Source organism: Lysobacter sp. Root76 (assembly GCF_001428685.1).
In the GTDB taxonomy this organism is placed as follows: domain Bacteria; phylum Pseudomonadota; class Gammaproteobacteria; order Xanthomonadales; family Xanthomonadaceae; genus Lysobacter.
The window spans coordinates 422892-437634 of sequence record NZ_LMIK01000006.1; the positions used below are offsets into that span (position 1 = coordinate 422892).

General features: G+C 64.4%; 11 protein-coding genes and 1 pseudogene. 2 read left to right on the forward strand and 10 right to left on the reverse strand.

Features of this window, described 5'->3' with window-relative positions:
* Nucleotides 1-2: 2 nt before the first annotated feature.
* The 3 genes from ASE10_RS13885 to ASE10_RS13895 all read right to left on the reverse strand — a co-directional run bounded on the left by ASE10_RS13885 (nt 3) and on the right by ASE10_RS13895 (nt 5245).
* Nucleotides 3-1007, reverse strand: coding sequence for a YiiX/YebB-like N1pC/P60 family cysteine hydrolase (locus ASE10_RS13885; RefSeq protein ID WP_055906868.1), 1005 nt, complete (start codon nt 1005-1007; stop codon nt 3-5).
* A gap of 291 nt (nt 1008-1298) precedes the next feature.
* The gene (locus ASE10_RS13890; protein ID WP_056305437.1) at nt 1299-4307 is read right to left on the reverse strand and encodes a hypothetical protein; all 3009 of its coding nucleotides are present in this window, start codon (nt 4305-4307) and stop codon (nt 1299-1301) included.
* 194 nt (nt 4308-4501) lie between these two features.
* Nucleotides 4502-5245, reverse strand: a complete 744-nt coding sequence (locus ASE10_RS13895; protein ID WP_055906902.1) for an SDR family oxidoreductase — start codon at nt 5243-5245, stop codon at nt 4502-4504.
* Nucleotides 5246-5342: 97 nt separating this feature from the next.
* Between ASE10_RS13895 and ASE10_RS13900 the strand changes: the two genes are divergently transcribed.
* Complete coding sequence (locus ASE10_RS13900) at nt 5343-6263, forward strand: AraC family transcriptional regulator (RefSeq protein ID WP_055906904.1); 921 nt, start codon at nt 5343-5345, stop codon at nt 6261-6263.
* Between the two features lie 178 nt (nt 6264-6441).
* Here the strand turns inward: ASE10_RS13900 and ASE10_RS19710 are convergent.
* Nucleotides 6442-6594: pseudogene (locus ASE10_RS19710) on the reverse strand (alpha/beta hydrolase); the annotation flags it as partial.
* Nucleotides 6595-6958: 364 nt separating this feature from the next.
* Nucleotides 6959-7876 (reverse strand): LysR family transcriptional regulator, encoded by a 918-nt coding sequence (locus tag ASE10_RS13905; RefSeq protein WP_055906906.1) that lies wholly within the window; start codon nt 7874-7876, stop codon nt 6959-6961.
* Nucleotides 7877-8044: 168 nt separating this feature from the next.
* Between ASE10_RS13905 and ASE10_RS13910 the strand changes: the two genes are divergently transcribed.
* Nucleotides 8045-8743, forward strand: coding sequence for a pirin family protein (locus tag ASE10_RS13910; protein WP_055906909.1), 699 nt, complete (start codon nt 8045-8047; stop codon nt 8741-8743).
* Nucleotides 8744-8845: 102 nt separating this feature from the next.
* Here ASE10_RS13910 and ASE10_RS13915 read toward each other — a convergent pair whose 3' ends face one another.
* Genes ASE10_RS13915 through ASE10_RS13935 form a run of 5 tightly spaced genes read right to left on the reverse strand, consistent with a single transcriptional unit; the run spans nt 8846 to nt 14689 of the window.
* Nucleotides 8846-9364 carry a DNA starvation/stationary phase protection protein gene (locus ASE10_RS13915; protein WP_055906913.1) on the reverse strand — a complete coding sequence of 173 codons (519 nt, stop codon included), beginning with the start codon at nt 9362-9364 and terminating at the stop codon, nt 8846-8848.
* Nucleotides 9365-9380: 16 nt separating this feature from the next.
* A complete protein-coding gene (locus ASE10_RS13920; RefSeq protein ID WP_235565870.1) occupies nt 9381-10730 on the reverse strand; it encodes an alginate export family protein in 1350 nt (449 codons plus the stop codon).
* 16 nt (nt 10731-10746) lie between these two features.
* A complete protein-coding gene (locus ASE10_RS13925) occupies nt 10747-12378 on the reverse strand; it encodes an MFS transporter (protein WP_055906919.1) in 1632 nt (543 codons plus the stop codon).
* Nucleotides 12378-12809 (reverse strand): DoxX family protein, encoded by a 432-nt coding sequence (locus tag ASE10_RS13930; protein WP_156087770.1) that lies wholly within the window; start codon nt 12807-12809, stop codon nt 12378-12380. Before ASE10_RS13930 ends, ASE10_RS13925 begins: the two co-directional genes overlap by 1 nt.
* A gap of 20 nt (nt 12810-12829) precedes the next feature.
* Nucleotides 12830-14689 (reverse strand): amidohydrolase, encoded by a 1860-nt coding sequence (locus tag ASE10_RS13935; protein ID WP_200949791.1) that lies wholly within the window; start codon nt 14687-14689, stop codon nt 12830-12832.
* Between the last annotated feature and the right edge of the window lie 54 nt (nt 14690-14743).

The window sequence follows — 14743 nt, forward strand, 5'->3', positions numbered from 1 at the left end:
GCTCACGTGCCTGCCCGATCCCCATACACCGAGACAAGCATGTGCGCGGTCTTGACCCGGCGCTCGTGGTTGAAGCAAAGGGTCGCGTACAGATCGCGATTGAGTCGGAAGGTCTCGAGCGGCTTCATTTCCAGCAGCGCCGCACAAGCATCAAGGTTCACTTGCCAATGTGCGAACGCATTGGCCGCATCGTCCTCAAGGGTGGTGCGACAGTACTCCAGCAGTTCGTCCTTCTGCGCCGTGGACTGATAGAAGCGCACCATTTCCACCGGATCATAGCGATACGGATGGCGTGCCATTTCCACTTTCCAGTAATCCAGAAATCCGGAGGCACGATGGGCCTCGGCGATCGCGGCATCGAAGGAAGGGTTGGCCAGCAGGAAGGGGTAAATATCATTCAACACCCGAATCACAGGCAAAATCGCCCGCACCCGCTCCAGTAGGTCATTCGTGACCTCCCGCATGCCCTTGACGCTGTCGCCCGCCTCGAGTTCGGCCTTCTCCTCCGCGGTGACGTGTAGCACGACGTCAGGGATGCTCTGGAGCCGGTCCGAGCGTTGGAGGTCGGCGGGCGTCGTGTAGTCCGGATTGTCCGTCAGGGGAAAGCCTGCATTGGCGTACGCGCGCGCGACAAGGCGGGAACAGAACTGCGCCGCGCTGCTTTTCCGCTCCGGCTTGAACGGAGAGCGCATGGCATCGAGGGTTGCGTAGGGTGCGCCCGTCTCCGAGCGAACGTAATCAACGATTTGATTGATCGTCTTCGGGTCAATCGTCGCCTTCGGGCGGTAGGCGTAGATGGCACAGTCGTCGTCGTAGGTCTGCCGTTGGAGATTGCGCGCGTGCACGCCTTCGCCCGTCGAATCCATCACCGATCCGTTGGCGACGTAGAGCATCGCGTGAGATATATCGCTCTTGGTGAATGTCCGGATCGCCTTGCTTTGGGGGTGGGTGGACGTCGTCAGCAGAATGTCGCCCTTGCGAAGTTTGGAAAAGTCGATGCGTTTCATGAGTTAGCGCGGCTGATAAAATTCGTACTGTTCTTCCGAGGCTGTGGGCAGGTAGTCGGCCCGCGGCCTTGAATATCGTGCCGTCCCGTCCACCCAGACGCGATCAATGTACTTCAAGAACCTCCACCCCACGCTCACCGAAGGCCACAGCGCCGTCGCCGGCCAGCGTCAACGTCGTCGCCTATGTGGCTTTTCCAACTGATGCTGGCCCGTTCCGACGAATTGGCGGCGCCGATCGGCACCGAGTGAGAGTCCTCTCGGCCTTATCCGACGCACGGCCCCGCTCCGACCCTACTCACCGGGATCCGCTCCACCATCTAGGCGACTGCGTACCAGTGCGTCGAGCTTGCCCAGCCGAACGAACTGCGTCAGCACCGGACGCGGCACTCGGCGCATGAACGGGAAGATGCGCGGGCACACGTACAAGTCCTCGATTCGCTGCTCGACGGCAGCACTTGCGGGCCACTTCAATAGCTCAAGCAGTCGCGTCGCGTGAGTTTCCAAGAACGCGTGTCGCCGCGCGATCTTCGCCAACTGGCCCGTCGCCGGGGTCTTGCCGAAGACGTCTTCGCGAAGACGCCGCATGTCCTTGATGCAAAACGCCGGCTTGTTGTACTTGCACTCGACCATGAACCACCAGTTGTCCTCCGGACGGTAGGCCAGCACGTCGAAATCGCCGACATCCTCGAAGCCTTCTTTCCGGAACCGCCGGTGGAAATCGACGCCGTGCTCGACGTACGTCAGATGCCGGCCAAACACTTCGACGGCGCGTAGTTCCAGATCCTGTTCAATGTGCGCCTTGATCGAGCCAGCGACGTCCTCGATCTGGGGATACCCAAAGTCGGCAGGCGGGTAGCCGTCCGAGAACGTGCCATTCCAGATGCCGAAGGCGCGATGCGCCGCGGCCGCGCCCCACAACAGCCGGTCCTGCCCGACCCGCAGTACGGGGCGAATGCCGTAGCGGTGCACGCGCTTGCGGTGCTCCCAGATCGGCACATCGTCCGTTTCCTTGTCTTGACCGGCGAGCAAGCACACACGGCCCGGGTCCAGCGTCACAAAGTCCAACGCCGCTTCCACCTCGGCCGGCGGCACCTGAAGCGGCACGTGCGCGACGAGGGTGGCTAGCACGTCCGCTCTGGACCCCTCGTACGACCATGCCAGTGGCACCGCCCCTTGCTTGGCGCTCACCCACCGACCCAGCACCGCCAACACGGGCAGCAGGGTGGCCATGGAGAAGCCAACACTGTTTACGAAGGCGGCATCAAGCCGTTGCCGCTGCGCCTCGTCCATTGCCGCGACGAGATCTTGGTCATCGCCGCGCGCCAGCAGCTCGTTCGCAGCTTCTTGTTGGTATGCCTGGTCATCGTCACCTTCGTAGAAGACTTCGGGGATGAATTCGCTATCCACGTCGACGCCGCCGACTTCCAGTTCGTTATGCAGGGTGTCGCTTGCCCCATACAGCACCAGCAACCAATCCGCCTGCGCTACCAAGGCTTGCCACTCATCAACGGTGGGCACCCTGCTCCCCGATACGCCCCGGCTATACGCAAGCTCTAGCAGGTAGCGAACATTCCGCGTCGTCCGGATGAACTCTTCGTGCGCCTTGGCCTGTTGCTCGGTGCGATCGAAGTCGACTTCGTGCGTCAGGCTCATGCGAAGCCGCGTGCTCTCGCGGTCGTACTCGGCGACCAGATGATCGAACTGCTCGACCGCAAGGCGAACGAAGGCCTGCCGATCAAACTTGCGGACGTGCTCGTGCACCAACGTCCGATAGCGATCGCGAATCTTGTCGATCACCGCTTTGGCCGGCTTGAGTTCATAGCGACCCGGTGAGATGCCTTCGGCTTGGAACTCCATTGCCAGATCGCGCCGCGCCAGCTTGAAATGCTCCAGATCGGCCGAAATCGGATTGGGGTGATCGGGTACATCGACCGTTCGCTCCCGGTGCGAGAGGGTGAAGCGCGGCGTTCGGTCCGCCGTGGCCGCCAACCCTCGCAGCACCTGCTCGTCCAGCGGCATTGCCATCACGGCGCATGCGCCCCGGAGCCACTCGCTGGCGCAGAAGGTCTCGAACCGGGCATCCGAGGCATCCTCCAGGTCCGCGGCGACCTGAGACAAGTCGACCTCGACTTCCAGCACCAGCGAGTCGGCGTTGCGTTCGCGGATCTTCCACGCGGTAAGTAGCGGCCCGGCCGAGCGCTCGCCGCCGCTCTCATCTGGCAAGTGGTCCAGGTTGGCGCGGCAATGGGTCACAACTCGCTGGTGCACGAACAGGTTCGCGGGGAACAACTCCGCTCGCTCATTCCACGCGTCCGCCACGCAGTGGATGAACAACTCCAACAAACTGCCGTGCCGCACCTCCAGGTCTTGCGCGTTGACATCGAGCATGAAGTGCAAAGTGGGCTCGACCCCGTCGGCGCACCACGACAGCCACGGGCGGCCGCGATGGGTCAGCTGGTGCAAGGTCTTGTCGGTGGGCTTCACCGACCACGTGGTGGGGTCGTCATCAGGAAGCCGGCGCGGCGCCGAGGCCCAGAATTTTCGCAATTCTTCAAACCGATAATTGGACCCACTGTGCGGGTCGAGCATAATCATGGTCGGGCGGATCGCGCCGCCGATGAGCACGCCGTGTGAGTGTCGAAACGCGGCGAAGTGATCCATGGGACCGGTGAACGGAGAGGCCGACTCCTCATTGGCATCGACGAAGGCGAAGTAGTCGTCAAAATCTTGCGGTCGCTCGACCGACTCCACGATCGACACCAAGTCCACGAGGAACAAAGTCCTGATATTGGACGCATGCGGGAGCGCGACGGAGGCGCCGCCAGCGATGGGCGCGACGATGACCGCGAGCACGCGCACCGCATCTGGCGAGCGCCCCTGAAGCGGCATGTGCAGGATCTGGCTGGTGGCCAGGTCCTGCGCCACCAAGCCGTCATCTTCCTCGATCAAGGCGCGAAGCCGCTGCTCGGCAGCAAGCAAGTCTTTCGTGCGCCGGACATCCACCAGGACCACCACCCACAGGGCTTTTCGCGTGCTGAGCAACGCACCGACCTGCAGATCGGCCAGCTTCGGGTGGCGAAGCGACACGCGCAATGGGCCAGGGATGATGTCAGCCGGTCGAAAGCGCGCTTCGAGGAAGCGGGCGGTTTGTATCGCTGTGTCTCGCTCCAACTGTCCGCTGGACCGGCCGTCGCGCTCTTCCCAGTGCTGGATCACCACGGCGCACAAACATCGCGGGCTGAGCGGGAAGCGCTTGCCGTCCAACTCGAACCAGGCGAAGGGCAGCAGCGTACCCGTCATGAACTTGGTAGTGAACGTAGCAGCGTCCAGCGGCGGGATGGCACCGGGGCGAGCGATGAGCGCCGGACTTACGGCCAGGGGGATGTGCCCAAGCCCCCAAGGCAGCGGCGACGAGCGCCGCTGCCAGGAGCAATCCGAGGACCGGCACCCAATGACGCAGCCGCCTTCCGGACCGGACCCGTCGTGCCAGCGCGTTATCGCGGCCCCGCCAATGCGACGGCATCGGCGCCGGCCGGGAAATGGAACTGGTCGGAGACGTCGTGCACGGCCCGCCAGATCGCCTCGGCCACATCCTGGGGCTGCGTGGTCGCCTGCGGACGGGCGAAGGCCTCGAAGATCGGGCGGGCATAGTCCGCATAGGTATCCGGGATGAGGCCGTTCATGCGCTCAGCCCCGTTCTCGGCGAACCGCGTCGTCGGGCAGTAGCCGGGTTCGACGAGCTTGACCCGGATGTCGAACGCGCCGAGTTCGTGCGCCAGCGAACCGGTGAACCCTTCGACCGCAGTCTTGCTGCCCGTGTAAGCGGCAGCGAGGGGCATGCTGGCCAAGGTGACGCTCGAGGTGACGTTCACGATCGTGCCCGCCCGTCGCTCGCGCATCTGCGGAATCACGGCCTGCACCATCGCCATCGTGCCGAACGTGTTGGCCTCGAACACCTCGCGCACTGTTTTCATCGAAGTGGCCTCGAAGGCCCCGACGACACCGATGCCCGCATTGTTGACGAGAGCATCGATCTGGCCAGCCTCCTCAATGGCGCGGTCGATGCTGTCGGCACGGGTGACATCCAGCGCGACCAGCTTGATGCGGTCGGACGCGGGCAGGATGCCGGGGCTCGGCCGGCGCATCGTGGCGACGACATTCCATCCGCGATCATGGAAGTGACGGGCGGTTTCGAGCCCGTAGCCGGAGGAACTGCCAGTGATCAGAACGGTCTTCATTGCGGGGACTCCGTGGTGGTAGGTGCGACCACGATAGGCGCGCGACACAGGACTATCGATGCTGTAAAGTCCATGAAACATTGGTAATAGTCCTGCCATGACCGACCCCCTCGCCGAGCTGATCACCCTGCTTCGACCTGTCCAGGTCATGGGGAAGAGCATTTCCGGCGCCGGGCAATGGGGCGTTCGCTACGCACCATTCGGACACCCTGGCTTTTGTGTCGTGACCGACGGCTCGTGCCTTCTGCAGGTCGATGGGGCGGATCCGCTGCGCCTGGAGGCAGGCGATTTCGTGTTCTTGCCCGCGACGCCGGGATTTGTCCTGTCGGGGTTCGAACCCGTCGAACCGCAGCACGTCGATCCCGCCACCATTGCGGAGCAAGGCGATGAATTGCGTCATGGTTCCCTCGAGGGGGAGCCCGATGTGCGCATGCTCGGCGGTTATTTCGTCTTCGATTCGCCAGACACGGCGCTGCTGGTGGCGCTGCTCCCACCCGTCATCCACGTGCGGGGCGAGGATCGCTTCGGCGTGCTGGTCCGCCTCGTGCGCGAGGAAGCCATGCAAACGAGGTCGGGGCGCGATCTCATCCTGACCCGGCTGGTCGAGGTCCTGCTGATCGAAGCCTTGCGGGCGGCGCCGGGCGACACGGCGCCGGCGGGTCTGTTGCGCGGACTGGCGGACGAGCGTCTCGCCCTTTCCATTCGGGAGATGCACCGCGACCCGTCGCGCGCGTGGACCGTAGAGCAGTTGGCCAAGGTCGCGGCGCTGTCGAGGTCGGCCTACTTCCAACGCTTCACCCGCGCGGTCGGCATGCCGCCGATGGAGTATCTGCTCGCCTGGCGGATGGCGATCGCGAAAGACATCCTCGACCGCCAGGATCTGGTGATCGAGAAGGTAGCCGAGCGCGTGGGCTATTCGTCGGCGAGCACGTTCAGTACTGCGTTCACTCGTTACGTGGGTCGATCCCCGAGTGGCTACGCCAGAGAGAGGCGCCAGGTACGCTCGTGTGCAGCCTGATGTCCGTTATGGGCTTGCGCGCACCGATGAAATTGATCACCAAGACCGATCCGCTCCGCCGGCACTACCAGGGTTCAACGTTCCGACCCGCATCCCGCGCGAGTCGGAACCATTCTTACGAGCATCCTTCGATGTCTCCCAGAGGACCTGCGCCAAGGCAGGCCATGAGCCGCGCCCGCTAGCTCTGCAAAAACGCCAGAAGGTCGGCATTGATCTGGTCGGCGTGTGTGGTCGGCATACCGTGAGGCGCGCCTTTGTAGGTTTTCAACGTGCCGTTCTTGACGAGCTTGGCCGACAACACGGCTGAATCAGCGTAGGGGACTACCTGATCGCGGTAGGCGGGCGAGCACTCGTAGAAAAATGCTGGGCAGAAACAATTAGTTACGGATATCCCAATTCCCTGCCGTGAACAGAGGCTTCACGATGCGCCCGCCCCTTTGGCCTGACGGCATGCCGTACCCGAACGACCGCGCTAACGAGCTGCTGCGCAACTGAAGAATTCATCTGCAAGCGTCGACAACGCGTCAGAGCATTGCATCGACGGAATGAGTTTCCCGAGACACGCCATGACATCGCTGACACCGCCGGCCTGATGACCCCAACCGCCCCCATGAATTCGCAGCTGCGGATGCCGTGGTATCGCAAACTCGCTCGGGCGGCCGTGGCCTGGTTGTAAAGGCTTCCGGGTCCAGCGATCAACTACACGAGAGCGACAGAAGATCGTACAACTTACCCGGCGACCGGGCTCGGTCTATCCACCATTTCAGCGCGGCGCCCAGTTCACCCGTACGCCAGGCCAGATAGAAGGTCTCGTCGGGCTTCGGCTCCTCAACCGCTTTCACCACCAGCTCGCCGGCTGCGATTGCCTCGCGGGCATAAGGCTCGGGCAGAAAACCGAAACCCATCCCCGACCGCTGCAATTGGTACTTGCTGCGCATGTCGGGAACGGTGATCGCATCCTGGCCAAACAGCAGGCCCACGGTTCTCGGCAGCAATTTCCGCGCCGAATCCGCCACGACCACGGCGCGATGCTGTTGCAGCTCCGCCTTCCCCAGCGGCTTTACGGCCTTTGCCAAGGGATGATCGGGTGTCACTGCGAATACGAAGGAAACGCGGCCGATGGGTTCGGCAACGTAGCCGCCTCCGGAAGGCCCCTCCCCCGCCGCTCCGATGAGCAGATCAACGCGGCGATCCAGCAGCGATTCCCAGGTACCGGTCAAGGTCTCCTGTGCGATGCGCAGGCGGGTTCGATCCGCCACCGCGTAGAACGCACGCATGTCCTCCTCGAGCGACGCGACCGAGAACAGGGAATCGATGCCGATGGCGAATTCGGTTTCCCAACCGGAGGCCACCCGACGCACCCGATGTTCGAGATCCTGCGCGGCTTTCAGCAGGTAGCGCCCTTCCCTGAGTAGCTCGTGCCCGGCGGCCGTCAACGCGACTTTGGGCCCGAGGCGTTCGAACACCTGGACGCCCAGGTCGTCCTCGAGCTTGGCCACCGTGTAGGAAATCGTCGACGGCACCTTGTGCAGTTCTTTGCCGGCCGCGGCGAAGGAGCCCCGGCGGTCGATGGCATCGAGGATCTGCAGGGCATCCAAGGTCAGACGGAGCATTCGATTTTCTCGATGATAGGACGGCAATCTGTTCGCTTTTCTTACCGCACCGCGGCTCCCATACTGCCCGCCAAGCCAAGAGCGATCAGCAATTTCCGGGGTTTACGAGCCCGATGGTACGCCAAGGCCACATTCAATCAAATCGCACTTAAGCGAGAGGAGCACACCATGATGCAGGTCCGTAAGAGCGAAGAGCGCGGCCGCGCCGAGCACGGCTGGCTGAGCTCGCGCCATACCTTTTCGTTCGCCGAATACCGCGATCCCCGCCACATGGGCTTCGGGGACCTGCGGGTAATCAATGAGGACAAGGTCCTCGGCGGACAGGGCTTCGGCACCCACGGCCACCAGGACATGGAGATCATCTCCTACGTTCTGGACGGCGCTCTGGAGCACAAGGACAGCATGGGCAATGGCTCGGTGCTGCGTTACGGCGATGTCCAGCGCATGAGCGCCGGCACCGGCGTCCGCCACAGCGAGTTCAATCACTCGCCCAGCGATCGCGTGCATTTCCTGCAGATCTGGGTCATTCCGGACAAGGCGGGCCACGAGCCGGGCTACGAGGAGAAGCATTTCGACGCGGCCTCCAAGCGCGGGCAGCTGCGGCTGGTGATCTCGCCGGATGGACGCGACGGCTCGTTGCGCATGAACCAGGACGCCTTCCTCTACGCCTCCCTGCTCGATGGCGATGAACGTGCCGAATTCGAGCTGGGCTCAGGCCGGCGCGGCTACGTCCATGTTGTCCGCGGCACGCTCACGGTCAACGGAGTCGAGCTGAAGGCCGGCGACGCACTGAAGATCGAGCAGGAAACGCACATCACGTTCGATCAGGCCAAGGACGCCGAAATCCTGTTCTTTGATCTCCCCTGATCGATGATTCCGACCGGGCCGACGCACGACACCGCGAAGGCCTGACCGCCCTGCCCCTGGTTCGCATGCGATGCATGAGGACCAGGGGCATACGCCCATCGCTCAGCTGCCACGTCCGGCTTCGAACAGAAACCAGATGCGCCGTTCGGCTTCATCGATCCAGTTTTCCAGCAGGCTGGCAGTCGCGACGTCGCCGTACTCATCGCACAAGGCATGCGTCGCGCGCATGAAGCCAGCGACGCGGGTGTTGTCCTCGCGCAGCTCGGCCAGCATGTCCGCCGGCGTCACGTAGTCGGCATCGTTGTCCGACAGCCGCTGCAGCCGGGTGATCTCGCCAGTGGAATGCAAGGTCAGCCCGCCGAGCTTGCGTACGCGCTCGGCGATCGGATCGACGGTGACGTAGATCTGGTCGGCCTGCTCGTCCAACAGCAAGTGGTAATCGCGGAAGTACGGCCCCGACATATGCCAATGAAAATTCTTCGTCTTCAGGTACAGGGCGAAGATGTCGGCAAGCAAGGTATTGAGTTCGGCGCCGATATCGCGTCGCGCGTCGGCGCCCAGGGCAGTCGGGGTGACAAGGGAAGCCTTGCGGCGCTGTTTCGTCTCGGTCATGTCGTTCATGCATTTCTCCGGGAAATCACCAATAAAACTTCAGTTCCAGCCCCGCGTAGTCGCTGTCGCGGCCACCGGCGGCGCGGACGGCGCGCCCGGCCTGGTAGCGCACGAGTTCCGCGGCGGCAGTCAGTTGCCGGCTCAGTTCCCACTCGGCCTTGAGTTGCAGGTAGGTCGCGGTATGGCGTCCGGGCTGGCCGGCTGTTCCCGCGAGCGGGATATCGGGTTGCAGGTACACCGCGTCGCGCACGGTCTGCCGCCACAATCCGCCAATCGCCAGCGAGGTTTGCAGCGCTTGTGTCGGCTTCAGCGCGATTGACGGCTTGAGCTGGATCAGGTTGACGTAGCCGGTATGTCCGGCCTGAGTGAATGAGTACGAGCCGTTCGGGAACAGAGGATGGAAGGTCTCGAGCTTGCCGTCGCCACTGCGCCGGTCGCCGGACGCCAGATCGATCTGCAATCCCATCCGCGGCGCGAGACGATGCGTGGAATACGTGTATCCGCCCCGCACGCCCAAGGCCCAGGCCCGCACCGGGACACCTGCTACCTCGCCGCCCTGGACGACGGCTTCGGCATCCCAGTCCCAGCGATCCGCGACGCCGGTCCAACGCGCGTCCAGGCTATGGCGCCACTCGCGTCCCGCCGCCTCCTGATAATCGGCCTCGGCATCGGCATAGCGCGCATAGAAGAAGCTGATCGAGCCGTTTGCGAGCGCCCGCTCCGCATGCAGCAGGTCGAACCGCAGCTGGCGATTGGAAACGTCATCGAAGTGGCTTTCGCTCGCGTATTGGACCGGCTGGCTGAAGAAAACGCTCGCGTTCCAGCGGCCAACCTCGAGATGCAGCCACGCCGCATCGAACGACTGGCGTAGGTTCGGCCCGTCGCGCGAGCTCAGAAATCGCTGCTGTCCGAAGGGCAGATCCTGCCGGCCGGCGCGGATCGTCCACGCGCCGTCGCGCAGCGGCGCTCGGTAATCGAAGAACGCCTGCCGCAGGTCCAGCGGATTGCGATCGGTCGGCGACGGTTGCGCTTTTCCGAACGAACGCACGTCCTCGACCTGCACGAACCCGCGCCAGCGAGCGTTCACACGCAGGTCCGCATGGACTTGCAGGCGCTGCAGCAGATAGCTGTCGCGCGGACCGCGAGTACCGTAGCTGGGGCCGTCGGCGGATTCGAAGCGGTCGCGCAGGTTCAGCCCCAGGGACAGATAGCCGTCCTCGCCGAACGGCAGGAATTTGAGGCGATCCATCGGCTGCGTACGCGCGGCTGGGTCCGCCAGCGTCGACCAGTCCTCCTGCCAGCGATTGGCGCTGTAGGCAGGCCGCAATTCCGTCGGCGACGCGGCGTTGGCAGCAGTCGCCAGCAGCCCCGCCAACGCGGCGAACCCCGCCTTACGATTTCGCCGTGGGCGATGCATGGCTGGCACGCAGACTCAGCAGGTGTTGGACCTTCGGCGGCTGTGGCCCGACATGGAAGGCAGCGACGGCATGCTGGAGGTCGGCGTCGGCATGGGACACGCGACGGTGCTGGCGCATGTGTTCCGCCCAGGATTCGACCAAAAACCATTCGACGATGCGCTCAGGATCCGCAGCATCCTCGGCTGCACCCCACAGGTAGGCGCCATCGCGGCGCCTGCCCTCCGAAAAACGCTCCAGGGTCTGCAGGAAATCCTGCCGCCGCTCCGCCTCGACGCGGTACTCCACCTGCACCATCACCGGCCCCCGGTCGCGCTCGACAGGAAATGCCAGCAGCGGCTGCGGCCAGTGGCTGGATGGTTCGAGATCCGCATCGCCCTTCGGCAGCCGAACCCGATACAAGGCCAGGCCTACTATCGCCAGGCCTGCCGCGCCGATCGACAGAGCCATGGGCACACTGCTGCGCTGGGCGACCAGGCCCCAGCCGAAACTGCCCGCCGCCATCGCGCCGTTGAATACGGTCAGGTAGACCGCCAATCCGCGTCCGCGCACCCAGTTCGGCAACACGCCCTGGGCAACGCCATTGAGGGTGGTCAGCGCAGTGATCCAGCCGACGCCCAGCACCAATAGCAATAGCAATGCCACCGGCTTGGGCGGAGCGATCGCCAGCAGCGCCAGCACCACGGCGGAACACAGGGAAGCGCCCAACAACAGTTGATCGGCGTCGAAACGGGTGCGCAGCCACGGCAACGCAAATGCGCCGGCAATCGCGCCGGCGCCGACCGCGCCCAGCAGCACGCCGTAGAAGCCGGCGGTGCCATGCAGCAACTCGCGCGCCACCAATGGCAGCAGCGCCCACACGCAGCTGGCGAAGGCGAAGAAGACTGCCGCACGCAGCAGCACCCGGTGCAAATCGCGACTGGTCCGTGCGTAGCGCAGGCCGGCACGGAACGCACCCAGGAAATTCTCGTTGAGCGCGTCGGCGGCTGGTTGCGGGCGACGCCACCAGAGCAATGCAGCGATCACGAACACGTAGCTCAACACGTCCGCGCCGTAGGCCGCAGCCGCGCCCAGTCCCGCGAGCAGCAAGCCCCCTAGCGCCGGGCCGATCGCTCGCGAGATGTTGATGCCAAGCGAGTTCAAGGTCACCGCGGCGCGGATCGACTCGTGCGGCACCAGTTCCGGCACGATCGCCTGCCAGGTCGGCATCGCCAGTGCGGTGCCGACGCCGCCGAGGAACGTCAGCGCGGCGAGGTACTCGACCGTCAGCGCGCCGGTCCAGGCCAGCATCAGCAAGGTACCGCTGACGAGAATCAGCCAGGTCTGCGCAAAGATCAGAAAGCGCCGGCGATCGAGAATGTCGGTCAACACGCCGGCCGGAATCGCCAGCAGGAAGATCGGCAGCGTGGCGGCGGTCTGGATCAACGCGACCATCGCCGGGCTGGGCGACAGATCGGTCACCAGCCAGGAGCTGGCGACATCGCGCATGAAGCTGCCGGTGTTGCCGACCACGGTCGCTGTCCACAACACCGCGAACGTGGCGTGGCGAAGCGGCGCGAATGCGCCCGCGCCCGCCGTCTTGCCGGAACCGGCGGCATTATTGGACATCAGCGCCGCTCCTCCGGCTCGTGCGAGGCCAGATCGTGCGGGGCCAGATCGTGCCAGGCGATCAGGACGAAGGCGCCCGCCAGGCCCAGGTGTTCGAAGAAGGCGTTGGCCAGCATGGCTTGCTCCGCGGCCGGTGCCGCCCAGTAGCGGTTGGCGACGAAGGTGGCCGCGACGGTGAACGCAGCGAGCACCAAGGCTCCCAGCCAGCGTCGATAGCCGCTGATGATCAGCAGAGCCGCGCCGAGCTCGACGACGATCACGAGCGCGGCCATCGGCGCAGCCGGCTGCAGGCCGAAGTGCTGCATCTCCGCGATCGCACCGGCGAAGTTCCAGGCCTTGGTCAACCCGCCCTGCAGATAGGCCGCGCAGATCAGCAGCAGCGCGATCCGGCGCAGCCATCGTGAAGTCAGCCATCGTCTCAATGCATTCATGTTTCGCTCCGCACTCATGTTCATACCGCCCAGCAGGCGCAGCCGAGGGAGCCCCAGAAGCTCTTCAGGTCCCCGGCTGGAACCTGGCTGTCCCAGGCCGCGATGTGGTCGTGACCGTGCACGCGACAGCCGTGACTGCATCCGCAACCGGACGCCGCGACCGGCGTGCGCGCGGCCGATGGGTCGGCCCAGGCGGCGTAACCGCCGTAACGACGCACCGGCGACCACTCGGGCATCGCCGGCGGCGGCGGAACGTCATGGGCGACGAACTCGCCTGCGGCGTACACGACCTTGCCGCCGACGACCGTCAGCAGAGAGGTGATGCCGGTGATTTCATCTTCGCTGCATGCGAAGAAATCCCGGTCGGGCACGATGAGATCGGCCAGCTGTCCCGGCTTGATGCGGCCCTTGTTGCCCTCCTCGTTCGAGAACCAGGCGACGTTCTCCGTCCACATCCGCAATGCCTGCTCACGATCCAGGCAATTGCGGCGCGGATACAGTGAGGTTCCGCCAATAGTGCGTCCCGTCGTCAGCCAGGACAGCGATACCCACGGGTTGTACGAAGCGACGCGGGTCGCGTCGGTGCCGGCCGATGTCTTCACACCGGATTCCAGGATCCGCTTGACCGGCGGCGTCGCTTCGGCGGCCTTGGCGCCGTAGCGTTCGACGAAGTACTCGCCCTGGTAAGCCATACGATGCTGCACGGCGATGCCGCCGCCCAGGGCGGCCACACGGTCGATCGATTCGGGCGAAATGGTTTCCGCGTGGTCGAAAAACCAGTGCAGGCCGTCGAACGGCATTTCGCGATTTATTTTCTCGAACACGTCCAGCGCACGCCGGATGGTCTCGTCGTAGGTGGCGTGCATGCGCCAGGGCCAACGGTTCTGCACCAGGATGCGCACCACGCCTTCCAGATCGCCCTCCATCTCGGCGGGCATGTCCGGCCGGGGCTCGCGAAAATCCTCGAAGTCGGCGGCGGAGAACACCAGCATCTCGCCGGCGCCGTTATGGCGGAAATAGTCGTCGCCCTGCCGGTACTTCGACCCCGCCGTCCAGCGCAGAAAATCGTCCTTTTCCTGCTTTGGCTTCTGGGTGAACAGGTTGTAGGCCAGACGGACGGTTAGCTGGCCGTCCCGCGCGAGCGTACGAATGACTTCGTAGTCTTCAGGATAGTTCTGAAATCCTCCGCCGGCGTCGATCACGCTGGTCACGCCGAGCCGGTTCAGCTCGCGCATGAAATGGCGCGTCGAATTCAGCTGGTAGTCGAATGGCAGCTTCGGCCCTTTCGCCAGCGTCGAGTAAAGGATGTTCGCGTTCGGCTTGGCGAGCAGCAGTCCGGTCGGATTTCCCTCGCCATCGCGCAGGATCTGACCGCCGGCCGGCTCCGGCGTATCGCGGTTGTAGCCGATCACACGCAGCGCCGCCGCATTGAGCAGGGCGCGGTCGTACAGATGCAGGATGAACACCGGGGTGTCCGGTGCAGCCGCGTTGAGTTCCTCCAACGTCGGCAAACGCTTCTCGGTGAACTGGTGTTCGCTGAAGCCGCCGACCACGCGCACCCATTGCGGCGGCGGCGTGACCGCGACCTGCCGTTTCAGCATCGCCATCGCGTCGGCCAGGCTGCGCACGCCGTCCCAACGCAGTTCCATGTTGTAGTTCAGACCGCCACGGATGACGTGGGTGTGGTTGTCGCACAGGCCAGGCAGCACGCTGCGGCCTTGCAGGTCGATTACCTGCGTCGACGGTCCAGCCAGGGCGAGGATGTCGCGGTCCTCGCCGACATGGGTGAAGCGTCCGTCCACGATCGCCACGGCGGTGGCGGTGGGCCGACCGCGGTCGAGGGTAGTGAACTTTCCGCCATGGAGGATGAGATCGGGCATCGCAGAGATTCCGGACAGTGGCAGGGCCATCGCGGAAGTCGCCGCGACTGCCGT